Here is a 23,744-nt window from a genome sequence, read left to right as displayed (position 1 = left end):
TTTCTTTTGTCGATTATTTTTTTGATTTCTTTATATTTAAATAACAACTAATTTATAAAAAATATTACATTACCTATGAAAATACTGCAATTGTCTGCAATACAGATTTTTCAGAATGAAACTGATGCACGCTGCAATACCTAACGTATTCATTTTAAAACCACTCACAAAACGGTTTGAGTAAATACGTATCCCAAAATAGATTCTATGAGACAAGTTTTTAATATCTTTATGGTTTAATAACAACTATATTTATGAAGAATATTTCATCGGTATTATTAATTTCTGCCTTGGCGTTCAATCAATCTTGTACTACAATGAAACAGACCGATATTCAACAGGAGCTACCTGCACCTGATCCCTCTTTATCTTCAAATCCTTTTATGAAGAAGAGCAAGCTTCAATACGAAGCTCCGGAGTTTGACAAAATCAAAAATGAGCACTTCAAACCTGCTTTCGAATATGGTTTGAAGCAGCATGAAGCTGAAATTGTAAAAATTGCCAACAATCCGGCTGCCCCTACTTTTGAAAATACCATCGTTGCATTGGAAAAAAGCGGTGAAGTCTTAAGAAGAGCACAAATTGTATTCTCTAATCTTACAAGCGCGAATACAAACCCTACATTGCAGGCTTTAGACGAAGAATATGCACCTATTTTTGCTGCCCATTCTGACAAACTGTACCTGAATGAAAATCTTTATAAAAGAATACAGTCTATCAAAGAAGACGGTCTTGATTCTGAAAGCAAACGACTTGTGCAATATTATAAGCAGAATTTTGAAATTGCAGGAGCTAATCTTTCTGCAGCTGATAAGGAAAAATTAAAACAACTTAATCAGGAACTCGCTTCTCTTTCTACACAATATTCTAATAAATTATTGGAAGCAAGAAAGCAGGGAGGTGTATTTTTCTCTGATGCAAAAGAACTGGACGGGCTTTCTGCTGATGAAATTGCAGCGGCAGCAGCTGATGCCAAAACGGCAGGACAGCCTGGAAAATATCTTCTGGCCTTACAAAATACAACACAGCAGCCTCTTTTACAAAATTTAAAAAACAGAGCTACCAGAGAAAAGCTGTTCAAAGCTTCATGGACAAGAGCTGAAAAAGGAGACGCTAACGATACGAGAGCAACCATTGAAAAGCTGGCTAAACTGAGATTGAAAAAAGCTCAGATTTTAGGAAAGAAAAACTTTGCTGAATGGAAACTTCAGGACCAGATGGCAAAAACACCTGAAGCGGCTACTAAACTTATGAATCAGATTGCTACTCCCGCAGTGGAAACAGCCAGACGTGAAGCAAAAGATATTCAGGATCTTATTGATCAGCAAAAAGGAGGTTTCAAAGTAGAGCCCTGGGACTGGAATTTCTATGCTGAGCAGGTAAGAAAAGCTAAATTTGATCTTGATGAAAGTGAAATAAAACCTTACTTTGAAATTACAACGGTTCTTGAAAAGGGTGTTTTCTTCGCTGCTGAAAAATTCTATGGACTGACTTTCAAAAAGAGAACAGATCTTCCAGTTTATCACCCTGATGTAGTAACCTACGAAGTTTTTGATCATGATGGAAAATCTATCGCGATCTATTACCTGGATTTCTATACAAGAGATTCTAAAAACGGAGGAGCTTGGATGAGTAATTTTGTTGAGCAGTCTTATCTATTAGGAACAAAACCTGTAATTGTAAACTGCTACAACTATCAGAAGCCTGCTCCAGGGAAACCTTCATTAATCAGTTACGATGATGTTTCTACTATTTTCCATGAATTTGGTCACTCTATTCACGGAATGTTTGCCAGCCAGAAATATCCTTCCCTTTCAGGAACAAATGTGCCAAGAGACTTCGTGGAATTCCCTTCTCAGATCAATGAGCACTGGGCTTTAGATCCTGTAGTTCTGAAGAATTATGCTGTACATTATGAAACAAAACAGCCTATTCCACAGGCTTTGGTAGACAAGATCAAAAAAGCATCTACTTTCAATCAGGGATACATGACTACTGAATTGGTTTCTGCTGCTGAACTTGATATGGATTGGCACTCCGTAAGCAATGACAGTCAGTTTATTCCTGTTTTAGATTTTGAAAAGCAGTCTTTGGCCAGCCACGGATTCAATTTGGCAACGGTACCGCCAAGATATCATACTCCTTATTTTGCACACATCTGGGGAGGTGGATATTCAGCAGGATATTACGCTTATTTATGGTCCGAAACTTTAGATAATGATGCATGGGAGTGGATCAGTAAAAACGGTGGATTAACCAGAGAAAATGGTGACCGTTTCAGAAAATACATTCTTTCTGTAGGAAATTCTGTAGATCTTAACCAGGCATTCAGAGACTTTACAGGACACGATCCGGATATCAAACCTTTATTGAGAAACAGAGGTTTTATTAAATAAATAAATGGGAAGCATCTTTTTAAGGGTGCTTCTTTTTTTTAAATTGGCATGATCTGTTAAACCCGAGAAAAGTATAGAAACTTTCATTTCTAAGTTTTGGCTAAAACCCGTTCCTATTGAATTTGACATCATTCAGCATATTAGTTTCATTATAAAATTCAAATATGCAGAAGCCATTTCTATTGATATTCATTATTTTTGTGGTTTAGAATTTAAAATACAATATATGGATTGCCCCTGCTGTTCAGGAAAATCATACGAAGAATGCTGTAAGCCTTATCATACCGGAGAAAAGCATGCTCCTACTGCTGAAGCTCTGATGCGTTCAAGGTTCTCTGCTTTTGCCATCCCGAATGGTGAATATCTGATGGAAACTACTCTTCCGGGAAAAAGAAAATACCACAATAAGAGAGATCTTCAGGAATGGGGAGAAATCAACCAATGGACAAAACTGGAAATTATCCGGACTCCTGCTTTAAACCAGGTAGAATTTAAAGCTTATTATACAGATCAGGACGGCCATCCGCAGCTTCATCATGAGTTTTCCTTTTTTCAGAAGATGCATGAGCGCTGGTATTATGTTTCAGGAGAGTTTTTGGATTAATACGACGAGAAAGAACCTTATAGTTTTCTTATAAACCACCCCGTCAAAAATCCAAAGAATTTTTGACACCCCTCCGGTGGAGGGGAATGCCTCAGTAAATATTGTACATTGATATATAAAAATCCCCGCAGAATTGTCTGTGGGGATTTTTTATCTTTTATCCAAAAATGATTGGATTAATATTTTTTAGTGAGCATCAGTCCCGTCAATTCCGTGAGCGTGACCGTGTGCCAATTCTTCCTCAGTTGCCGGACGAGTGCTTAAAACTTCCACATCGAAATCTAACACTTTTCCTGCCATTGGGTGGTTAAGATCTGCAACTACAACTTCTGGTGTTACTTCTACCACAAATGCCTGGAAATTGTTCCCCTGGTTATCAGATAAAGGTAAGATAGCTCCGATAGGTGGAGTTCCTGATTCTTTAAACATCTCAATTGGCAATTGAGCGATAGCGTCAGGCTGTCTTTCACCATAAGCTTCTTCAGGCTGAATTACAAAAGCAGCTTTATCACCAGCTTTTAAACCTAAGATATTTTGTTCAAACTTTGGAATCATCATTCCTACACCATACAAAAATGTAAGTGGATTTTCTGCTGTTGTTTCTTCTACAAGAACTTTAGTTCCGTCCGCTTCAATAGTGTGGAGAATGTAACGTACAGCTACAACGTGATTGTTTTCAATTGTCATATTTTTTCTTTTTTTTCGTGATTTTGTCTCACGATTAATAATACAAATATACTATTTTTGAAATGATTCAATAAGCTTGAAAGTGAGGAGATGGAAGAAGGAAGCTATGAAAGGCATAAAGAAAACAGATCTTCCTTTTGCTTTAATTCCATAATAATTTCCAGCCTTTATTTTTTTCTGCTTTCATCACGTTTTTTCTGCCTCAGGACAAAGAGATATAAACTTTCTACTTTTGTTCTTGCCCAGGGTGTTTTTCGTAAAAATTTCAGAGAAGAACTGATGCTTGGATTATCTGTAAAGCATTTTATATTGATCTGCTCACCTAATTTCTCAAAGCCTTTGTAGTATTCTACCAATTCTTCAAGAATAGCATCAAGCCTTTTTCCGTGTAGAGGATCTTTTGATTTTTCTTCCATAACGCAGTAAAATTAAAACATTTTATCAGACCTGACGACTAAAATTGTTTAAACTCTTAATCTTTAGTATTTTTGATGAAGCTATTTCGTAGCTATAAAAATTATTCGTTATCAACCAATATGAGCAAAAACAACGAAGCAAACAGAAAGAAAAATAAAAAGCAAATTGATCAGAAAAAACGGAAAATACAGAATGCAGAAGCAGAAAGGAAAGCTCGTTTAAAACAAATTCTGGAAGATTTCAAAGTAAAAAAAGACCCCGATGATCAGCCCTAGAGCCTCTTCATTATTCAACTTATTTACTTTAAACAATAATAAATTTTATGAAAATTCTGCATACTGCCGACTGGCATTTGGGAAAAAGACTGGATCGCTTTTCACGTATGGAAGAGCAAATCCTGGTAATGGAAGAGATCATAGGCATTGCCGATGAGGAACATGCAGATCTTATTCTAGTGGCCGGTGATCTTTTTGATAATTTTAATCCGGGTGTAGAAGCCGTTGAGCTTTTTTATAAAACCCTGAAACGTTTATCCCTGAATGGGAAACGTCCTGTGATTGCTATTTCCGGGAATCATGATTCTCCAAGCTTAATCAACGCTCCTGATCCACTGGCCCGGGAATGCGGAATTATTTTAATAGGTCATCCCAAAGCAGAGATAAAACCTTTCGGAACAGAATATTTCAACATTTCAAACTCAAAAGCAGGTTTTATAGAACTGAAAATTGAGGGTATAAATTTCCCCATAAGAATCCTTCATACCCCTTTCGCCAATGAAATCCGTCTAAAGGAATATTTTGGCGAAAATAAAGAGGAAGAAATCAATAAAGTGCTTTCAGAGACATGGAAAAACCTTGCCGATCAGTTTTGCGATGATTCCGGAGTTAATCTTCTGACTGCCCATTTGTATATGAATAAGAGGGGTGCTGAAATTCTGGAAGAACCGGAAGGAGAAAAACCTATTAAAATTGGGAATGCAGATCTGATATTTTCCGACACTATTCCTGAGCAGATTCAATATACAGCATTAGGTCACCTTCATAGCTTTCAGAATATCGGAACGAAAGAAAAGCCCGTTGTTTACTCATCTTCTCCCCTTTGCTACAGTTTCAGTGAAGCAGGACAGACAAAGTATGTTTCGATTATTGATGCAGAACCGGGAAAGGCGGTTACCTACGAGAAAAAAGTATTGAAAAGGGGACGAAATCTGGTAAGAAAAACATTTTCCTCTGTAGAAGATACAGTTCAATGGTTAGGTGAAAATCCGAACACATTTATAGAACTTACACTGGAAAGTGAGACTTTTTTAACAGCTGATGAAAGAAGGTTAATTTATCAGTCTCATAACGGGATTGTTCATCTTATTCCAAAAGTAAAAAACCGTGAGCTCGCCGAAGAGCAAGGCCATGAAATCAATTTAAATCAGAATATTGATATATTATTCAAAGATTATTTTAAATCTAAAAACGGCGGACAGGAAGCCAATGAAGAACTGATGAATTTGTTTAACGAAATTTTAAATGCATAAGCCATGATTCCTGTTCAATTAACTATCGAAGGACTTTACTCTTATCAGGAACGCCAGACCATTGATTTCAGAAATCTTACCGAAGCGGGATTGTTTGGTATTTTCGGTGCGGTAGGTTCCGGAAAATCATCAGTATTGGAAGCCATTTCGTTTGCTTTGTATGGAGAAACGGAACGTCTGAACATGCGTGACAAAAGGGCTTACAACATGATGAATTTAAAATCAAACAGTTCTTATATTGAATTTGATTTTGTGAATTATGAGAATAAACTCTTCCGTGCTACCCGCGACTTTAAAAGAAATTCAAAAAAATTCGAGGAGGTAAAACCCAACGCGGTTACTTTCTATGAAAATATCAATGGTAAATGGGTACCTTTAGACCACTCGAATGCAGAGCTTATCATCGGTTTAAGCTATTCCAATTTTAAAAGAACCATCATCATTCCGCAGGGTCAGTTCAAAGAATTCCTTGAATTGGGTGCTGCAGAACGAACAAATATGATGAAGGAGATCTTTAACCTTCAGAAATTTGATCTTCAGAACAATGTTTCTGTACTCAATGTAAAAAACAGATCTGAACTGGACCAGCTTGAAGGACAGCTAAAAGGTTTTGAAGAAATCAATGAGGAAAAAATCCAGATACAGAAAGAGCAGCTGGCCGGGGAACAGAAGATACTCTCAGAATCGAATGCAAAACTGGAAAAGATTTTCAACACTTATCAACAGCTGAAAAACTTAAAAAACGATTTTGACAGTTTACAGCAGAATAAGGAAAAATTCAGAAAACTTTCTGAAGAAAAACCTCAGATGGATTCGTTGGAAGTACAGACGGAATTATATGACCGCGTTTTCAGGCTCTTCAATCCATTGATTATTGAGAAAAATAAGCTTTCAAAAGAAATTTCAGATAAGCGGAACGAGAGAGAAGAACAAGTGAAAGCATGGCAGGAAACTGAAAAAGCTTTTAATATCATAAAAGAACAGCTCACTGCTCTTGAACCACAATTTAATGCTTTAGACCATTCTAGAATTCAGGAAAATGACATGAGTCTTATTATTCAGATCCTGAAGTTTTCCGAAGAGATCAAAACCCTGAAGGAAAGAACTCAGAAAGGTTCAGAAAAGGTAAAGGAGGTAGATCTCAATAAAGAGAAGATCCAAAAGACGATTGATGAACTTTCTTCACAGGTTAAAATATTGAAAGAACAAAAACTGGATTCCGCCTTACTTTCTGAAGTGGGAAACTGGTTTATTCAACAAAAGAATTTAAAAAAGTTACAGCAGGAACAAACTGAAAAGATCGGGAAACATCAAAAACAGATTGAAGAAATTGCTGAGGAATTAAAACCTTTTGCCTATAACGAAAATTATAAAGAAGATTTCAAAAACAGGAAAGAAACATTAGAAGCAAAGAAAAAAGAACTTTCCCAAAAACTGGATCATCTTAAAATACAAAAAGAGCTTTCCCGTTTTGCCAGCGAGCTTCATGACGGAGAAAACTGTCCGCTTTGCGGTTCTAAGGAACATCCGCATATTGTAGAATTTCATGATGTCAATGCTGAACTGCAGGAAATTCAGGAGAACATTACAGCTGTTGAACAGGAAATAAACGACCTTCAAAAGCAGGAAGCTGAAATTGATAAAATCCTGGACCGCAAAAAAATCTTTGAGGAACAGCTTCTTTCGGAGCAGAAAATTATTCTTCAGATACAGAAGGATATTGAAAATCATATTCTGAATTTCACATGGAAACCATTCTCTCCGGATCAGGAAGAGGAATTTGAGAAAAAACGCTCTGATTCATTTGCTTTGGAAAAAAAGATTGAAGAACAGGAGCGAAACATTGCTTTGGAAAGAGAATCTTTAGAAAAAGAAAGCAAAACACTGGAAAAATATAAGAGTGCTTTGGAAGCTTTCCGGATGGAAGAAGTTTCGAAGCAGGAACAGATCAATATCAGTCGTTCAGGACTTAAAATTCTGGAGTGGAATCTGTATGCTCAAAAGGAAATAACAGAGGTTGATGATGCGTATCAAAAGCTGGTACGATCTAATAAAGAAACTGAGGAAAACTATCAAAAGGCATTACAACAGGAAAAAATTCTTTCTCCAAAACTGGCAGAGCAAAAAGCTATTGTCAGCCAATCTGAAAAACAGATCACAGAGCTTGAGAAGGAAATTTCCGGCAATGAAGAAGCTATTGGCAAGGCTTTGACAGATCAGAATTTCATTGAGTTCAAAGAGGTTGAAAATATCTTACTTCAGGATATCAATATTCAACTTGTGAGAGCTAAAATCCAGAATTTCAAAGTTGAATTTGAAGCGTTGAAGAAATTCATCGGCGAGTTGGAATTAAAACTGAAGGGACTTTCATTCGATAATGAACAGTTTTCTCTGGCTGAACAGCAGTTCAGTGAGGCCCAAATTGAGCAGAAAAAAATCAGTGATTCTGTTGTAACAAAAACAGCAGAAATAGACCGTCTGGAAAAAGAATTTGTAAAAAAAGGAGATCTTCTGAAAGAGCTGGCAAAGCTTCAGAAACGTTCTGGGAATTTAAAGATCATGATGAATCTGTTTAAAGGAGCAGGTTTTGTACAGTACGTTTCATCGATTTATCTGAGACAGCTTTGCGATCATGCCAATGTACGTTTTCATCGTATGACCAGAAACCAGCTGAGCCTGCAGCTTAATGAAAATAATGATTTCGAGATCATCGATTACCTCAACGAGGGAAAAAGCAGAAGTGTAAAAACGCTTTCCGGAGGACAGGCATTTCAGGTATCTTTAAGTCTGGCGCTGGCACTGGCAGAAAGCGTTCAGGCCAATGCACAGGCAGATAAAAACTTCTTCTTTATTGATGAAGGCTTCGGAACTCAGGATACGGAATCTGTGAACATTGTGTTTGAAACGCTCACCAATCTGATGAAAGAAAACAGGATTGTGGGGATTATTTCGCACGTTGAAGAACTGAAGGAAAAGATTCCTACTGCTCTGAATATTATCAAAGACGAAGAAAGAGGAAGCGTGATTGAAATTATTTAACTGAAATATTTTAAATGACAAAAGCCACAAAAGAATAATTCTTTTGTGGCTTTTGCTATCAATAAACTTCCCTGTTACAGTCCTTTTATAACGGGTTTTACTTCTTTTCCAAACAACTCAATAGACTTCATCATCACATCATGAGCAGGATCTCCCACATCCATATGTCCGATAAATCTGGTAATTCCGAAAATCTCTTTCATATAAGCAATTTTGTCTGCTACTTCTGCCGGACTTCCGATAAATAAAGCACCATCTTTGCTTCTTCCACCATCATACTGCGCTTTTGTGTAAGGAGCCCATCCTCTGGAAGCCCCAATTCTATCCATCTGGGATTTATAATTATTGAAATACCCATCTACTGCTTTCTGATCGTCACTCACAAAAGTATGCGAATGAACGGCAATCTGCATTTTCGACACATCATGTCCTGCTTTTTGGTATTCCTGCTTATAGAACTCGATCAGATTTCTAAACTGAATCGGCATTCCTCCAATAATAGCTACCACTAAAGGCATTCCCAATTGTGCTGCGCTTAAAACAGACTGTGGAGTTCCCCCTACCGCTCTCCAGATTGAAAGTTTCCCATCATTTTTTGCTCTTGGATATACCGTTTGGTTCTGCATCGGGGCACGAAGCTTTCCGGACCAACTTACATTTTCCTCAGAATTAATTTTCAGTAATAATTCTAATTTTTCATCAAATAACTGTTCATAATCATTCAATGAATACCCATACAACGGAAATGATTCAATGAAACTTCCACGGCCTACGAATATCTCAGCTCTTCCGTCAGAAATCAGATCCAGTGTTGAAAAATCTTCATATACTTTTACCGGTTCCGAAGAGCTCAAAACAGTAACTCCACTGGCCAGTTTTATATTTTTTGTAATACTTGCTGCCGCTGCCAAAACTATTTCCGGAGAGGAAACAGCATAATCCGGACGGTGATGCTCTCCCATTACAAACACATCAATTCCAACCTCATCCATCAATTTTACCTGATCCAGTATTTCACGGATCTTAATTCCTGCATCTCTATATTTTCCGGTTGACTGGTCAAAAACCAGATCACCGAACATTCCTATTCCTAATTCCATATTGTTGATTTTAGTGATACAAAATTACGGCTACGAAAAATCAAAAACATTGATGTTTGGTAAGATCGACAGGTATTTTTTTAAACACTAATAACACGAATTTATCACTAATAACACGAATTGTCATTGCGAGCAAAGCGAAGCAATCTCAATACAGTTATATAATAATATTAAAGGAATATTCAAGAAAAAATCCAGCCTGGTTTTAGGCTGGATTCTATTATTATTTCTTAAGATATAAATCAAAATAATCTGTAATCTTCTGCATCAGGTGAACCCTGTCTTTTCCGATCACATTATGAGGATGTCCCGGATATGTAAAGTAATCTAACTGTACTCCGTTATCAACCGCAGACTTGATGAATTTTATAGAATGCTGCCATACTACCACATCATCCTGTGCGCCGTGAATCATCAGTAATTTCCCTTTCAGATTCTGAACTTTATCCAAAAGATTAGCTGCTGCATATCCCTGTGGATTTTCCTGTGGAGTATCCATATATCTTTCTCCGTACATGATCTCATACATACTCCAGTCAATTACTGGTCCTCCAGCGACACCTACTTTGAATACATCCGGCTTACGAAGCATGAAGCTTGTTGTCATAAATCCTCCAAAGCTCCATCCATGGATTCCCATTTTTTCTCCATCTACATAAGGAAGAGACTTTAAGTACTCTACTCCTTTCATCTGATCGTTCATTTCTGTGGTTCCCAGATTTCTGAATACAGCCTGCTCAAATTTCAGCCCACGGTTAGAAGAACCTCTTCCATCCATAGTGAAAATAATATACCCGTTCTGAGCCATATATTCGTACCAAAGGTTTCCTGAAGCCGGGAAGCTGTTGGTGATCAGTTGTAAGTGCGGTCCGTTATACAGATAAACAATGGTAGGATATTTTTTATTCGGATCAAAATTGGTTGGAAGAATTATTTTTCCATACAAAGGAGTTCCGTCATCTGCCTTTAGTTCTACGTTTTTAATTTCCGGTCTCTGATAATTCTTTAATGGATTTTCAGAAGTAAGAATATTTGTAGATTTTAAATTAGCAGTATTAATAATATTGGCAACTCTGGGTGAATTGGCATTGCTATAAGCATCGTAAAGGTAGTTTCCATCACTGCTCAAAGTTCCGGCATGCATCCCTTCTGTGCTGTCCAGTCTCTGCATTTTGAAATTGGTCCAGTTGATTCTGTATAAATGTCTTTCTAAAGGAGTTTCTTTTGTTGAAGTGAAATAGATTTCTTTTTTCTTTTCATTGAATCCTAAAATATCTGTTACCAGCCAGTCACCTTTTGTGATTTGTGCTACCAGTCCTTTTTCTAAACTATAATGGAACAAGTGATTATATCCCGTTCTCTGACTCTGCCAGATAAAGTCTGTATTGGAATTCGGGAAGAAAGTAAGCGGATGCTGCGGCTCTACATATTTGCTGTCTGTTTCTTCAAATAATGTTTTTACCAGCTCTCCGGTAGCAGCATCGTACTGATTCATTTTCATATGATTCTGACCTCTGTTCAGAACTCCTACAAAGATGTACTTAGAATCCGGGCTCCATGTAACGGCTGTTAAATATTGATCTTTTTCGCCTTCAACTTTTAAGAAAGTCGTAGCCTGAGTTTTAATATTGAAAACCCCTAATGTTACCTGATGAGAAGTCTGGCCAGCCATCGGATATTTGATATTATGATTTACAGCAGGCGTTACGGACCAGTCAATAATCGGGTAATCCGCTACCATGCTCTGATCCATTTTATAGAACGCTACACTCTCGGAGTTGGGTGCAGGGAAAATTCCGGTATCAATTCCGAATTCATTTCTGTGAACCGCCTGTCCGCTGATGATATTTTCGTTGGCTTCGTTAGTTACAGCAATGGTTTTTCCGTTTCTGTTTACAAATAAATTATTCTTTGCTGTGAAGGCAAAAGTATGGCCATCACCAAACATTTTCACATTGGCAGCATCCTGATCTACAACAGCTGTATTTTTTACTTTCCAGTCGTTTCCTGATTTTTCAATCCAAGACATTTTACCAGCTGTAGTAAAATATCCATTGGAATTCCCTGTAAATTTGATGGCAGGAACAGCCTTCAGCTTATCGTTGGATAAGTTTCTATTCAGTTGGCTTAAAGAGATCAGGGTATCCTGTTTATTAGCTTTCAAATCTGTAATCAGATAACCGCCTTTCACAGCCTGTATGTATGACTTTCCGTCTGCAGCCCATGAAAATTGGGAAATATTTTTCACTGCAAGGTTTGTTCTCATCCCATTTACAGCCTCTGCCATGGTAAATTTCTGGGTCTGGGCAAATGCTGAACTGCCCAAAACCAGCATCAATAAAGAAAATTTATGTAATTTCATTGTATAAAATTGAATCCTTCAAAAATAAGAAATAAAAACCATCCGTTAAGAAATGTTAAATTAAAACATTCATAAAATGGAATCCATGCTTTCAAAGAAATTATTTCTTAACTTAATAGGTGGGATTTTAAAGGTATCAGAATAAGTCAATCGTGAATTGTTAATCCGCTTTGCTTGTCAATCTTCATTTTTAACAGCCACAATCATTCACTTGCGAAGCAAAATTGACTATTGATGTAAAAAAATGAATTTCTTATCCTATATCAATGATTTGTATATACTCCCTATCCTAAATTTGCATCATTAATAACAAACAAAAAATACGAAATACAATGGCAACAAAATGGATCTTAGACCCAACGCATAGTGAAATTACTTTCAAAGTAAAACACATGATGATCTCTAACGTAAAAGGAAGCTTCAGAACTTTCACTGCTGAAATTGAATCTGAAGACGAGTTTTTTGCAAACGCAAAAACTACAGCTACTATTCAAACAGATTCTGTATTCACAAACAATACAGACAGAGACAATCACTTGAAGTCAGCAGAATTTTTCAACGCTGAAGCACATCCTACGATCACTTTTGAATCTCAGGCATTAAATAATTCGATTGTTGGAAATCTTACGGTTAACGGAGTTACAAAACCTATCACTCTTGATGTAGACTTCGGAGGAATCAATGTAGACCCATGGGGAAATACAAAAGCAGGTTTCTCTTTTGAAGGAAAAATCAGCAGAAAAGATTTTGGATTAAACTGGAATGCAGCTCTTGAAGCAGGAGGTGTAATGGTAAGTGATGATGTAAAGATAGCTGGTGAATTACAGTTTGTAAAACAAGCATAATTTATAACACATATTATAAAAGGTTCAGGGATTTGTCTAAAAGCCTTGAACCTTTTATTTTTTTTATACTCTTCAATATTTTAATTTATGAACCTCAACGATCTTCAAAACATAAGCAATAGTTTTAACAGCACACAGAGGATGCCCGTTTTATTTCTTGGACATGGTTCACCTATGAACGCCATTGAAGAAAACCAATTTGTACAGGGTTTCCGGAAAGCAGCCTCTGAAATTCCTAAACCTAATGCAATTCTTTGTATTTCTGCCCACTGGTATACAGACGGAACTTTTGTAACGGCTATGGATATGCCAAAAACCATACACGATTTTTATGGTTTTCCAAAAGCCCTTTTTGATGTGCAGTATCCTGCTCCCGGAAGCCCAGAACTGGCAAAGGAAACGGCAGAACTTCTACTTCCGGTTGATGTGGAAGAAGACCACAGCTGGGGACTGGATCATGGTGCATGGTCTGTAATCAAACATATGTATCCTGATGCCGATATTCCTGTGATTCAATTGAGCATTGACCATACAAAACCAGCCCAATATCATTATGATCTTGCTAAAAGGCTTAATAAATTGCGTGAGAAAGGTATTCTGATCATCGGAAGCGGAAATATTGTTCATAATCTCCGTCTCATCGACTGGAAAAATATCAATACAGTTGGGGCCGGCTGGGACTGGGCAATAGAAGCCAGAGAGAAAACCAACAACTGGCTACTTGATGGAAATTTCCAGAATATTATTGATTATCAGAAACAGGGAACTTTCCTACAGTATGCTGTTCCTACACCTGATCATTATCTTCCTTTGTTGTATACTTTAGGGCTGAAAGATCAGTCTGAAGAGCTTACTTTGTTCAATGATGAACTTATCGGAGGCTCACTGAGTATGACGAGTGTAAGAATTGGATAATCTGATATTGCAATAAAAAAGGAAATACCTCAGTTGGGATATTTCCTTTTCTTTTTATAGTGGTAATATTATTTACTGTACTGCTTTTAACACATTGATGTTTCCGTAGCCGTAGCTTGAATTAACATTTGGATAGTAGGTTGCAGACTGTCTCATTTTATTAAGCACCTGATCTCTTGTCCATGATGGATTTTTGGCCCAAACCAAGGCTGCAATTCCTGCCGTAGCAGCTGTAGCTACTGAAGAACCACCCACATAATCTGCCTGCCCGTTGTAATAGCTCAAAACCGGAACCGTATTTCCTGAAGCTCTTTCCATCTGGAAGGTAAAATCAATCTGGCTTCCGGAGTGGCAAACATCACATTTCTGATTGGATGTATTCTCTTTTACTCCTGTTATTGCCTGAGTTTCTGACATTGACGCAGGGAAAATAACCCCTACAAAATTGGTAAAGCTGGTAGAAGTTCCTCCGGCACAGAAAATTAGTTTTCCTTTAGAATAAGCATACTTAACACCGTCTTCAATTTTTCCGACAGAGAAAATATGTCCCATTGACATTGAAATGATTTTTACACTGGTATTGTTACCCAACTCTGTAAAAGCCGTTTTTACAGCAGTCTGCTCACTGGATGTTTCCAGAACAACATTTTCTGCAGCTCTGTAGGCGATCAGATTGGCATTATAAGCAACTCCTACAGGCAGTCCTGCATTATTTCTCGGGGCTGTCATTACGGAAGCCATTTTTGTTCCGTGCCCACACTGATCTCCGGATCCGTCTGAATTATACACTCCCAACTTGCTGATTGTTCTTCCTGAAGATACGCCGTTGTTAAAGCTTCCTCCCAATAAAGTCTGCTCCGGAGAAACTCCTGTGTCAATAAGTCCAATGGTAACGCCTGCTCCCGTACTGTAGCTCCATGCTTCAGGAATGCTGTGCTTGGTGAAAGCCCAGGGAATTTTTGCGCTTGGTGTTGTAGAGGTGTAATCTGCCGTACTTAATGTTGATGAAGAGAAACCACATCCTGATGAACCACTTCCTGAAGATTTTGCTGCTGCATTATATTGAGCTTCAAATTCAAAATAATGATAGTCAGCCGGCTCTACATATCGAATATTTTTCATTTGTCGAAGAGCAGCAACGGTTTCCTCATTTTCAATAACAACATCCATTTGGTTAAGATACTGATCTGAAAGAAGAAGAAAATTTCTCTCCTCTTTTCCTTCATATTTTTTGATCACAGCAAGAACTTCTTTTTCCATATCGTTGCTGTTTGGAGATTTACTTCTGTCAAAATCATCTTTAGAAGCTCCGAAACCTATAGATACCATTTTGTTTCCGCGGAAAATAGCACTCCAGACGAGATGATCAGATTCATTCTTCCAGTTGAAGGTTCCGTCTGTTTTAATAGCCTGATTAATCCTTTCATTGATCTGTTTTGCAGTCAGTGGATCTTTCTGTGACATTTCTGTTTTTACATTTTCGTTCTGAAGTTCTTCTCTGGAACACGAGTTTAAGGCAAAAAATATTGCCAGTAGGAATACAGTTTTTTTCATATGTTATAATTTTGGTTGGAGCCACAATATAACACTTTCATGGGAATTAAAAACTTAAAAAAAATGAATTTAGCATTACATGAATATTAAATTACAATATCTTCTCGTAGCAGACACTTTGCTCTATTCCAACGTATTGCCCATAATTGGGTATTCTGTAAAATCCGTTTTTCTCATATACGGAAATAGCATTTTTCAGATCCCGAGAAGTTTCTAAAACCGCCTTTTTAAAATTCAATTCTACGGCCCAGCTTTCCAGTACCTTTACAATCGTTGAACCCAGTCCTTTTTTCCTGAATTCCGGATTGGTGAACATTCTTTTTATTTCTACTGTATCTTCGGAAAAAGGTTTGAATGCTCCACAAGCTGCTGGAATAGCATCAATATAAACTACAACACAGTTTTTAATGGTATCAATTTTATTAAACTGAGCAAAGAAGTCATCTTCCTCACCGTTATGTTCTGCTAAAGTAGCGTCAAGATATTTTACTAATTTTTGAAAGTCCGGATTTGTAGAATCTGTTCTAAGTACATTCATCTCTATTTGATTTAAAAATTGAAGTTAAAGATTTGTGAAAGCAAAAAGCTCCCTTTCGGAAGCTTTTATTTATTTAAGGTTTAGTTGACAACAAATTTTCTTTCATTGATCAGCTCTGCAATTGCCAGCATATCTTTACCGATCAGACGGTCATCTTCAAGCTTAGCCACTTTGGAGCGAAGCACTGTAAAGTTTTCTTCAATTACTTTGGAGCATTTTGCGGGTCTTCTGAATTCCAGTCCCTGAGCAGCAAACATCAACTCAACGGATAAAATATTCACAAGGTTTCCAAGAACCTGATTGAATTTTCTTCCTGAAATACTTCCCATGGAAACATGATCTTCCTGTCCTAAACTTGTAGGAATAGAGTCTGCTGACGCCGGGAAACATAATGTTTTATTTTCTGTAACCAAAGCAGCTGAAGTATACTGAGGAATCATAAACCCTGAGTTTAATCCTGAGCTTTCCGTCAATAATCTTGGTAATCCGTACTTTCCTTCTAATAATAAATAACTTCTTCTGTCAGAAATATTTCCTAATTCTGCAGCCGCCAATGTAGCATAGTCTAAAGGCAGAGCCATCAGCTGCCCGTGGAAGTTACCTCCTGAAATAGATTCTTCAGCACTTAATACAATCGGGTTGTCTGTTACGGAATTCAATTCTGTTTCTGCCATACTTCTAAGGTGCTCAAAAGCATTTCTGCTGGCTCCGTGAACCTGTGGTACACATCTCATGGAATAAGGATCCTGAACTCTCTCACAATCTTCGTGAGCTTTCATATTTTCTGATCCTTTTAAGAATTTAAGCATTCTTGCCGCTACTTTTTTACTGCCCTCAAAAGGTCTGATCTCATGAAGCTCTTTTTTGAACGGACTCGCAGAACCTCTGTATGCTTCTATACTCATTGCAGCAGTCATATCCGCAAGATCTAATAAATATTCAAATTTTTCAAGCCCTTTGATTGCATGAGCAAGGATAAACTGGGTTCCGTTGATCAATCCTAATCCTTCTTTTGGTCCTAAAGCCAGTGCTTCAAGGTCGTGTTTCTTCAGAACTTCCATGGTATCAGAAACCTGATTTCCTTCCCAAACCTGGCCTAAACCAAGTAAAGGTAACACCAGATGTGCCAAAGGAGCAAGGTCTCCCGAAGCTCCTACAGATCCTTGTTCAGGAACCACCGGAATAATATCTTTTTCCAGCATCAGAATCATTCTTTCAATAACTTCAAGAGAAACTCCGGAAAATCCTTTTGAAAGTGCATGAACTTTAGCAATCATCATGATCTTGGAAAGTTCTTTATCAATTGGTTTTCCTACTCCTACTGCATGAGAAATGATCAGGTTATATTGTAACTGAGCTGTTTCGTCTGCCGATATTTTAGTATCACATAAAGGTCCGAACCCAGTATTGATTCCATATACACATCTGTCAGACTCTACTATTTTCTGTACGTTTTTCTGAGATTTTAAGATTTGTTCTTTTGCGGCTTTATTAAGCTTGGCTTTATTTGGCTTTTTACAGATTTCCAGAACATCATGGAAAGTAAAAACATCTACCCCGTATATCATTTCTAAAAAATTTTCTTAAAATTACGCATTTAACAATAATTGGAAAAGCTAAATTTCAATCTTCTATATTTTTATATCAACAAGGAAATTATTTTACTATTTTTAGCCCCGAAATTAAAAACAATAATACATGAGACTGAAAACTCTACTCCTTGCTTTATGTGTAGCAAGTACAACATCTTTCGCGCAGAAAGTAAAATACTCTAAAGAGGACATCAAAAAAATGGAAACTTATCTCTTTAATGAAGGTTTTAATACTCCATCTCCTAAGAAAACATCTACCATTATCTTAAAAGACGGAACTACCTACAAAGGTTTCTGTAATAAGATTGAAACCAAAAAAGGACAGATCTACGAAGTCGCTATTAAAGACAGTGTCACCAAAAAGAATGCTACTTTCAATGCTGATCAGATCAATGAGATGTATGTGTATCCAAGCAATGCAGAAAAGATTGCAAAAGTGGCAAAATACATGGGAAATATCAGAAATTTCGGAACTAAAAAATTGACGAAAAACACCAATAATGATAGAATTTATTTTGTCAACCAGACTGTTTCTCTAAAGAACAAAAAAGATGATAAGGAATTTCTGATGCAGGTTATCAATCCCGGTTTTGATGATATTATTTCAGTATACCACGATCCCAGAGCTAAAGAAACCACAGGGTTTTCTGTAATGGGCTCTCCACAGCTTGGAGGCGGGGTTATCAAATCTTATTATGTAAAAAAGGGCGACAAAGTAATGTGGCTGCATAAAGATGATTTTGAAGACAATTATGATTTTCTTTTTGGAGACAATCAGGAGTTTATAAAAAAGTATCCTAAAAACTCTGTGGAATGGGATTATCTAAGCTTTCTGATCTATCAATATACAGAAATGAATCACGGATAAAATACTTCTAAAAATAAATTAAAGCCTGCGGACTGATCTGCAGGTTTTCTTTTTTAAATAGGGAAAGTTTCCTTAATTTTGTTATATGAATCCTTCTTTAGAACTACAGCTCAAAACCTTACCATCCGAACCCGGCGTTTATCGTTATTATGATAAAAACGAACAGCTTTTGTATGTTGGGAAAGCTAAAAATCTGAAAAAAAGGGTTCTCTCCTATTTCAACAAAAACCTTTCCGGATACAGGATCAAAATAATGGTCGGGAAAATCCAGCGATTGGAAACGACAATTGTAAACAGTGAGTATGATGCGCTTTTATTGGAAAATAATCTGATCAAAGAACATCAGCCGTTTTATAATGTCATGCTGAAGGATGACAAAACCTATCCGTGGATCTGCATCAAAAATGAAGATTTCCCAAGAATTTTTCTGACCAGAAATGTAATTAAAGATGGGTCCGAATATTATGGCCCTTATGCAAAAGTGCGTCCCGCAAAGATTTTACTGGATACGATCAAGCATATTTACAAGCTTAGAACCTGCAACCTGAATCTTTCTCCGGCCAAGATTGCTGAAGGAAAATATAAAGTCTGTCTGGAATATCATATCAAAAACTGTGAAGGCCCGTGTGAAGATCTTGAAAGCAAAGAAGAATATGATGAAAAGATAGATGCCATTCGTGGAATTATCAAAGGGGATTTCCGAAAAGCGAAGGATTATCTGGTCAATCAGATGATGAAACTGGCTTCCAATCTTCAGTTTGAACAAGCTCAGATTATTAAAGAAAGACTCGATATTCTGGAAGATTACCAGGCTAAGAATACTGTAGTCAACCCTAATATTGACGATGTGGATGTCTTCGGAATGACCAGTGATGAAACGGCAGCATATGTCAATTTCTTTAAAATCAGAAATGGAAATATCATCCAGAGTTTTACTACTGAGATCAAAAAGATTCTTGAAGAAACGGATGAAGACATTATGGAAGAGGCGTTGATCGAGATTCGTCAGAAGTTTTCCTCAGATTCCAAAGAAGTCCTTTTACCGTTTCATTTGTCTGTAGAAATTCCTAATGTAAAACTGATAGTTCCTAAGGTTGGAGATAAAAAAAGAATTGTAGAGCTTTCCGAAAAGAACGCTAAAGAATATCGTCTGGAAAAACTGAAACAGGTTCAGATTGTAGATCCTGAAAGGCATACCAACAGAATCATGGCAGAAATGCAGAAACTTCTCAGAATGCCTGTAGAGCCAAGACATATTGAAGGTTTTGATAACTCAAATATCCAGGGAACCAATCCTGTCTCAGCATGTGTTGTTTTCAAAGATGGCAGGCCAAGTAAAGCAGATTACAGAATTTTCCATCCTAAAACAGTGGAAGGACCTAACGATTTTGCTACTATGGAAGAAGTGATCTACCGCCGCTATAAAAGAATGCTTGATGAAGGTGAAGATCTTCCACAGCTTATTCTGATTGACGGAGGAAAGGGACAGTTGTCTTCTGCGGTAAAAAGTCTTAGATTATTAGGATTATACGGAAAAATCACCATTGTAGGTATTGCCAAAAGGCTGGAAGAAATTTTCTTCCCCGAAGATTCTATTCCTTTATATCTGGATAAAAAATCTGAAACTTTAAAAATACTTCAGCGTGTACGTGACGAGGCTCACCGATTTGGGGTAAAGCATCACAGAACAAGAAGAAAAAATTCTACAATAAAATCTGAACTGGAAGAAATTCCAGGTGTTGGAGAAAAAACTATTGAGCTGCTTCTGTCTAAGCTGAAGTCTGTAAAACGTATCAAAGAAGCCAATAGGGAAACGCTGGAAGAAATTTTAGGGAAAAGTAAGGCTAAAGTAATTTGGGAGTTTTTTAATGCCGATTGATGATCTGGCACAGTTTAACAGTTATTTGCCAATAACAAAATAGTCTTTTTTTATAAAATTTCACACTTATTTTCCATTTCATCAACAAGTGACAAAAATCAATATTCCTTTAAACTAAAGGATAATTTATAAAAAAAAATACGAATAAATAAATATTTTACTAAATAATAGTATTATTTATATTTTTTTCATAAATTAGTAATATCAACTAATAACGATAATACTATGAAAATTTTTCTCATTTTATAAATCTTTCTGTATTTTCATTTATCACTATAGATGGTGACTTACCCTTGTATCTTTATTGTATCTGTTTCATATAGAAAGTCAATCAAAAACCCCCTCCTAACTTTCTGAAAAAATGAAAAACACATCAGCATATATATATTATAAAAGGCTCTTTTTCAAGAGCCTTTTATGTTTATTGTTTTGTTATTTTCAGATTATTTTGCTGCAAAAACTTCTTTTGAAAATTTTCCGTCAGCCTGTGGCATATCTATCACAATGCTTCCGTTTTCAAAATAGCCTATGGTAGTAGTTCCGTCAGCCAGTTTCACTAAGAAAACTGAGTTCTTAGAAGTTGTTTTGAAAGCGGCAAACGGTACTGAACTGCCAGATTTTGCCAATATAAACTGATTAGTATCAATCTGTATTTTCTGAAGATCTAGTTTCCCATTTGAGTAGCTATTCGCTTCCGATGCTGTTGTAGGTACAATAGTTTCGGAAACTATATTCTGTCCGTTTTGAGTAGCATCTGACATTTTAGCAGGCAGCATATCTACCGGATTGGAGAATGCAACGTCTACCAAGGCTTGCTTCAATGCATCAGGAAACCCTTCTTCAAATTCTTTTATATCTGAACGTCCTTTGGATTCAAAAATGACCTTTTTATTACAGTCTTTGAACTGCAGAATCACTTTATTTGTAAATAAGCTTTTATCATTCAATACTTCTGCATTAATTACATTACAAGAATTATTTCTAGCCTCAGATGGCCATTTGTCCATTGCCTCGGTCAAAATTACATATTTCTTTCCCTGTAGCACCTTAGCTAGATAAGCTTCCAATCCAAAACTGCTATTTTTAAAGGTTTTAAATTTTTCCGGAATCACTACATATTTATAATCTGAAACCTTTTGTGTAAAAGCCATTGTTGAGCACACTACCAACGTCAGCATTAATAACTTTTTCATTTCTATAATTTTTAATCGTTTCTGAATGCCCCCATATCCAGTTTCAATGAGAAGAAATTGGAATAGAAATTAGATCCGCCTATTCCTGAATTGGTAATCGCATAATCCAGTGTAAGCCCTCTATATCTTATTCCAAGTCCCGCACTTGGCTGGAAAGAAACTTTTCTTTTAAGATCTTCTATATCTGTAATTGACTGGAATCTGTTGATCCCCAATCTCACAAAAATCATTTTCTGATATCCCAGTTCAGCTCCGGCATACGGACTGATACTTGCGAAATCTGTTGAAATCAATGAAGCAGTTTTAGCAAAATCTACATTAATTCCTGCTTCCGGTAATACATACACGCTGCTATTAATTTCAAATAATTTGCTGGCACCTACATTAAGTTTAGGCATTGTAAGTTCCAGTTTATCTTTCGGTGCCGGGTTAAATTCTTCTCCGTTAACAACAGTTGAAAGTTCTTTCTGATTGATACTCCAAAAGTTTACGGTAGTCGTAATATCTCTTACCATACCTCCAAACTTCCATCCGTTATCTGCTTTATAAATGGCTCCCACGTCAAAACCAAAACCATAACCACTTGCAAATTTACCTACATTTCTGTAAACAATTTTAGCATTTACCCCAACATCCAATTTGGGATTTCCTCCAGGTCTAAAAGCATAAGAAAGGATAGCCGCATAATCGGATTGAGAGAATTTGGTAATTTTATCATAATCAATATTTCCTTCAGAGTCAATCATCTGGGTAGTATTCAAGATATTGTCTACACCAAGTCTTACTACTGAAACACCAAAAACACCTTCTTCAAGTACTTTCGCATACGCCAGATAATCGTATTTTGCAATAGACTCAAAGTATTCTGCGTGCATGGCTGCACCCTGCCAGTCTCTTTCAACTGACATCAAACCTGCAGGGTTCCACATAGGAGCATATACATCATCCTGATTGGTAATTACTGCCCCACCCATTGCAAGACCTCTTGCTCCGGCTCCGATATTTAAGAATTCATTGGAATATTTCCTGATAATCTGAGATTGAGACAGCCCAAACAGCAGTGAAAATGCAAGTAAAAGATATTTTTTCATCATATAAATTTGATGCTTAGTTTAAGTTTTTAGTTTTTCTGGCTTTCATTAATCCATTGACTATGATTGCCAGTATCATAACGCCTGAAGCAATATAAAATATAGGGCTCATATGTTCTGATTCCCCAAAGATAAAAAAAGCTAGTATAATTCCGTAAACCGGTTCTAAATTAACTGTTAAAATTAAAGTAAAAGGTGATATATATTTCATTAATTTCACCGATTCTAACATGGGAAAAGCAGTAAAAATACTGGCTAACAAGCATATTAACGCTAAATCGCGATAGTTTATTTCATTCATCTGAAAAATTTGCCCCGAAAGCAAATAAAATATCATTAAAATAAACCATCCACAGAAAATTTCATAAAAAATAATGTTTCCTGAACTCGTTTTGCCAAACATTTTACCATTAAAAACAGAAAAAACAGTTCCAAATACAGCACACAGGATTCCGTAAATAATACCTTCTTTAAAATGAAACTCTGTTTTGAAGATTAACAGTATGCAGGCAACGATGACCGTTCCCATTATAACTTCAGATATATCGATCTTCCTTTTGAAAATAATAGGTTCCAGAATCGAAGCAAAAAGTGTGGATAAGGAAAGACAGCTTAGTGCAATAGAAACATTGGAAACTTTAATAGAATAGAAAAAACAATACCAGTGCAGTGCCATTGCAAAACCTATTGCTGCCAGCTGAAAAAATATTTTCTTCGAAACCTTTATACTTTCCTTTTTAAAGACCCTGATGAATACAAAGAGAAAAACAGAAGCAAACAACATCCTGTAAAACACAAGAATCTGAGCATTGGCGTGAATTAATTTTCCCAAAATTGCAGTGAACCCCCACAAAAATACTATTAAGTGCAATCTGAAAAGTGCCAATTTATGCATAACCTATCTCCTTTTAATTATAACGTGCAAATTTACAAATCACAATCCCAAAAATTGATAAAAAAATACGTTTAATCTAAAAAAAATTAATAAAAATTAAAAACAGAGAGGAATCCATAAAAAAACCCTGAAAATTTGTTAAACTTTCAGGGCCTTCAAATAATAAACTATTAAAAAAATAAACTAGGAACTTAGAGTATTTTGCAGAGAATATCACCTCTGTTACTCTAGTGTAAAGTTA

General features: G+C 36.5%; 19 protein-coding genes. 9 read left to right on the top strand and 10 right to left on the bottom strand.

The genetic code is table 11. The features are described from left to right. The first annotated feature begins 254 nt into the window (after positions 1-254). Both DYR29_RS18755 and DYR29_RS18750 read left to right on the top strand, forming a co-directional pair. A complete protein-coding gene (locus DYR29_RS18755) occupies positions 255-2,396 on the top strand; it encodes a M3 family metallopeptidase (protein ID WP_213278051.1) in 2,142 nt (713 codons plus the stop codon). Positions 2,397-2,622: 226 nt separating this feature from the next. After that, positions 2,623-3,000, top strand: coding sequence for a YchJ family protein (locus DYR29_RS18750; RefSeq protein ID WP_213278050.1), 378 nt, complete (start codon positions 2,623-2,625; stop codon positions 2,998-3,000). A gap of 186 nt (positions 3,001-3,186) precedes the next feature. On the opposite strand, the gene DYR29_RS18745 is transcribed toward DYR29_RS18750, so the two are convergent. Both DYR29_RS18745 and DYR29_RS18740 read right to left on the bottom strand, forming a co-directional pair. Then, complete coding sequence (locus DYR29_RS18745) at positions 3,187-3,687, bottom strand: FKBP-type peptidyl-prolyl cis-trans isomerase (protein ID WP_213278049.1); 501 nt, start codon at positions 3,685-3,687, stop codon at positions 3,187-3,189. A 167-nt stretch (positions 3,688-3,854) separates the two neighbouring features. Further along, positions 3,855-4,103, bottom strand: coding sequence for a VF530 family DNA-binding protein (locus tag DYR29_RS18740; RefSeq protein WP_213278048.1), 249 nt, complete (start codon positions 4,101-4,103; stop codon positions 3,855-3,857). 120 nt (positions 4,104-4,223) lie between these two features. Between DYR29_RS18740 and DYR29_RS18735 the strand changes: the two genes are divergently transcribed. Genes DYR29_RS18735 through DYR29_RS18725 form a run of 3 tightly spaced genes read left to right on the top strand, consistent with a single transcriptional unit; the run spans position 4,224 to position 8,671 of the window. Next, a complete protein-coding gene (locus DYR29_RS18735) occupies positions 4,224-4,379 on the top strand; it encodes a hypothetical protein (RefSeq protein ID WP_213278047.1) in 156 nt (51 codons plus the stop codon). Positions 4,380-4,426: 47 nt separating this feature from the next. Beyond that, entirely contained in the window at positions 4,427-5,632 is a 1,206-nt protein-coding gene (locus DYR29_RS18730) for a metallophosphoesterase family protein (protein WP_213278046.1), read from the top strand. A 3-nt stretch (positions 5,633-5,635) separates the two neighbouring features. Next, on the top strand, positions 5,636-8,671 hold the full coding sequence (locus DYR29_RS18725) for an SbcC/MukB-like Walker B domain-containing protein (RefSeq protein ID WP_213278045.1): 3,036 nt from the start codon (positions 5,636-5,638) through the stop codon (positions 8,669-8,671). Positions 8,672-8,745: 74 nt separating this feature from the next. Here DYR29_RS18725 and DYR29_RS18720 read toward each other — a convergent pair whose 3' ends face one another. Further along, complete coding sequence (locus tag DYR29_RS18720; protein WP_213278044.1) at positions 8,746-9,771, bottom strand: Atu2307/SP_0267 family LLM class monooxygenase; 1,026 nt, start codon at positions 9,769-9,771, stop codon at positions 8,746-8,748. Positions 9,772-9,994: 223 nt separating this feature from the next. Then, a complete protein-coding gene (locus DYR29_RS18715; RefSeq protein WP_213278043.1) occupies positions 9,995-12,133 on the bottom strand; it encodes a S9 family peptidase in 2,139 nt (712 codons plus the stop codon). A gap of 332 nt (positions 12,134-12,465) precedes the next feature. Here DYR29_RS18715 and DYR29_RS18710 point away from each other — a divergent pair, with 332 nt between their 5' ends. Further along, positions 12,466-12,978, top strand: coding sequence for a YceI family protein (locus DYR29_RS18710; RefSeq protein WP_213278042.1), 513 nt, complete (start codon positions 12,466-12,468; stop codon positions 12,976-12,978). Between the two features lie 87 nt (positions 12,979-13,065). After that, on the top strand, positions 13,066-13,893 hold the full coding sequence (ygiD, locus tag DYR29_RS18705; RefSeq protein ID WP_213278041.1) for a 4,5-DOPA dioxygenase extradiol: 828 nt from the start codon (positions 13,066-13,068) through the stop codon (positions 13,891-13,893). Positions 13,894-13,965: 72 nt separating this feature from the next. Here ygiD and DYR29_RS18700 read toward each other — a convergent pair whose 3' ends face one another. The 3 genes from DYR29_RS18700 to hutH all read right to left on the bottom strand — a co-directional run bounded on the left by DYR29_RS18700 (position 13,966) and on the right by hutH (position 17,553). Then, positions 13,966-15,447 (bottom strand): S8 family peptidase, encoded by a 1,482-nt coding sequence (locus DYR29_RS18700; RefSeq protein WP_213278040.1) that lies wholly within the window; start codon positions 15,445-15,447, stop codon positions 13,966-13,968. Positions 15,448-15,538: 91 nt separating this feature from the next. Beyond that, entirely contained in the window at positions 15,539-15,985 is a 447-nt protein-coding gene (locus DYR29_RS18695) for a GNAT family N-acetyltransferase (protein WP_213278039.1), read from the bottom strand. 80 nt (positions 15,986-16,065) lie between these two features. Continuing rightward, a complete protein-coding gene (gene hutH / locus DYR29_RS18690) occupies positions 16,066-17,553 on the bottom strand; it encodes a histidine ammonia-lyase (protein WP_213278038.1) in 1,488 nt (495 codons plus the stop codon). A 130-nt stretch (positions 17,554-17,683) separates the two neighbouring features. On the opposite strand from hutH, the gene DYR29_RS18685 reads away from it, so the two are divergent. Both DYR29_RS18685 and uvrC read left to right on the top strand, forming a co-directional pair. After that, entirely contained in the window at positions 17,684-18,445 is a 762-nt protein-coding gene (locus DYR29_RS18685) for a hypothetical protein (protein WP_213278037.1), read from the top strand. An 85-nt stretch (positions 18,446-18,530) separates the two neighbouring features. Next, on the top strand, positions 18,531-20,324 hold the full coding sequence (uvrC, locus tag DYR29_RS18680) for an excinuclease ABC subunit UvrC (protein ID WP_213278036.1): 1,794 nt from the start codon (positions 18,531-18,533) through the stop codon (positions 20,322-20,324). Positions 20,325-20,767: 443 nt separating this feature from the next. Here the strand turns inward: uvrC and DYR29_RS18675 are convergent, their stop codons facing one another. The 3 genes from DYR29_RS18675 to DYR29_RS18665 are packed head-to-tail and all read right to left on the bottom strand — an operon-like array spanning position 20,768 to position 23,503. After that, positions 20,768-21,517, bottom strand: coding sequence for a hypothetical protein (locus tag DYR29_RS18675; RefSeq protein WP_213278035.1), 750 nt, complete (start codon positions 21,515-21,517; stop codon positions 20,768-20,770). Positions 21,518-21,528: 11 nt separating this feature from the next. After that, positions 21,529-22,611, bottom strand: a complete 1,083-nt coding sequence (locus DYR29_RS18670; protein WP_213278034.1) for a PorV/PorQ family protein — start codon at positions 22,609-22,611, stop codon at positions 21,529-21,531. A 13-nt stretch (positions 22,612-22,624) separates the two neighbouring features. Further along, complete coding sequence (locus tag DYR29_RS18665) at positions 22,625-23,503, bottom strand: DMT family transporter (RefSeq protein WP_213278033.1); 879 nt, start codon at positions 23,501-23,503, stop codon at positions 22,625-22,627. Between the last annotated feature and the right edge of the window lie 241 nt (positions 23,504-23,744).

It is taken from the genome of Chryseobacterium indologenes (assembly GCF_018362995.1).
Classification (GTDB): Bacteria; Bacteroidota; Bacteroidia; order Flavobacteriales; family Weeksellaceae; genus Chryseobacterium; species Chryseobacterium indologenes_G.
Note: the sequence above shows the minus strand (reverse complement) of the source record. Positions and strands in the feature narration are given on the sequence as shown.

Coding starts and splice junctions, on each gene's coding strand:
- DYR29_RS18755 (WP_213278051.1), top strand. CDS start 255: ATGAAGAATATTTCATCGGTATTATTAATTTCTGCCTTGGCGTTCAAT.
- DYR29_RS18750 (WP_213278050.1), top strand. CDS start 2,623: ATGGATTGCCCCTGCTGTTCAGGAAAATCATACGAAGAATGCTGTAAG.
- DYR29_RS18745 (WP_213278049.1), bottom strand. CDS start 3,687: ATGACAATTGAAAACAATCACGTTGTAGCTGTACGTTACATTCTCCAC.
- DYR29_RS18740 (WP_213278048.1), bottom strand. CDS start 4,103: ATGGAAGAAAAATCAAAAGATCCTCTACACGGAAAAAGGCTTGATGCT.
- DYR29_RS18735 (WP_213278047.1), top strand. CDS start 4,224: ATGAGCAAAAACAACGAAGCAAACAGAAAGAAAAATAAAAAGCAAATT.
- DYR29_RS18730 (WP_213278046.1), top strand. CDS start 4,427: ATGAAAATTCTGCATACTGCCGACTGGCATTTGGGAAAAAGACTGGAT.
- DYR29_RS18725 (WP_213278045.1), top strand. CDS start 5,636: ATGATTCCTGTTCAATTAACTATCGAAGGACTTTACTCTTATCAGGAA.
- DYR29_RS18720 (WP_213278044.1), bottom strand. CDS start 9,771: ATGGAATTAGGAATAGGAATGTTCGGTGATCTGGTTTTTGACCAGTCA.
- DYR29_RS18715 (WP_213278043.1), bottom strand. CDS start 12,133: ATGAAATTACATAAATTTTCTTTATTGATGCTGGTTTTGGGCAGTTCA.
- DYR29_RS18710 (WP_213278042.1), top strand. CDS start 12,466: ATGGCAACAAAATGGATCTTAGACCCAACGCATAGTGAAATTACTTTC.
- ygiD (WP_213278041.1), top strand. CDS start 13,066: ATGAACCTCAACGATCTTCAAAACATAAGCAATAGTTTTAACAGCACA.
- DYR29_RS18700 (WP_213278040.1), bottom strand. CDS start 15,447: ATGAAAAAAACTGTATTCCTACTGGCAATATTTTTTGCCTTAAACTCG.
- DYR29_RS18695 (WP_213278039.1), bottom strand. CDS start 15,985: ATGAATGTACTTAGAACAGATTCTACAAATCCGGACTTTCAAAAATTA.
- hutH (WP_213278038.1), bottom strand. CDS start 17,553: ATGATATACGGGGTAGATGTTTTTACTTTCCATGATGTTCTGGAAATC.
- DYR29_RS18685 (WP_213278037.1), top strand. CDS start 17,684: ATGAGACTGAAAACTCTACTCCTTGCTTTATGTGTAGCAAGTACAACA.
- uvrC (WP_213278036.1), top strand. CDS start 18,531: ATGAATCCTTCTTTAGAACTACAGCTCAAAACCTTACCATCCGAACCC.
- DYR29_RS18675 (WP_213278035.1), bottom strand. CDS start 21,517: ATGAAAAAGTTATTAATGCTGACGTTGGTAGTGTGCTCAACAATGGCT.
- DYR29_RS18670 (WP_213278034.1), bottom strand. CDS start 22,611: ATGATGAAAAAATATCTTTTACTTGCATTTTCACTGCTGTTTGGGCTG.
- DYR29_RS18665 (WP_213278033.1), bottom strand. CDS start 23,503: ATGCATAAATTGGCACTTTTCAGATTGCACTTAATAGTATTTTTGTGG.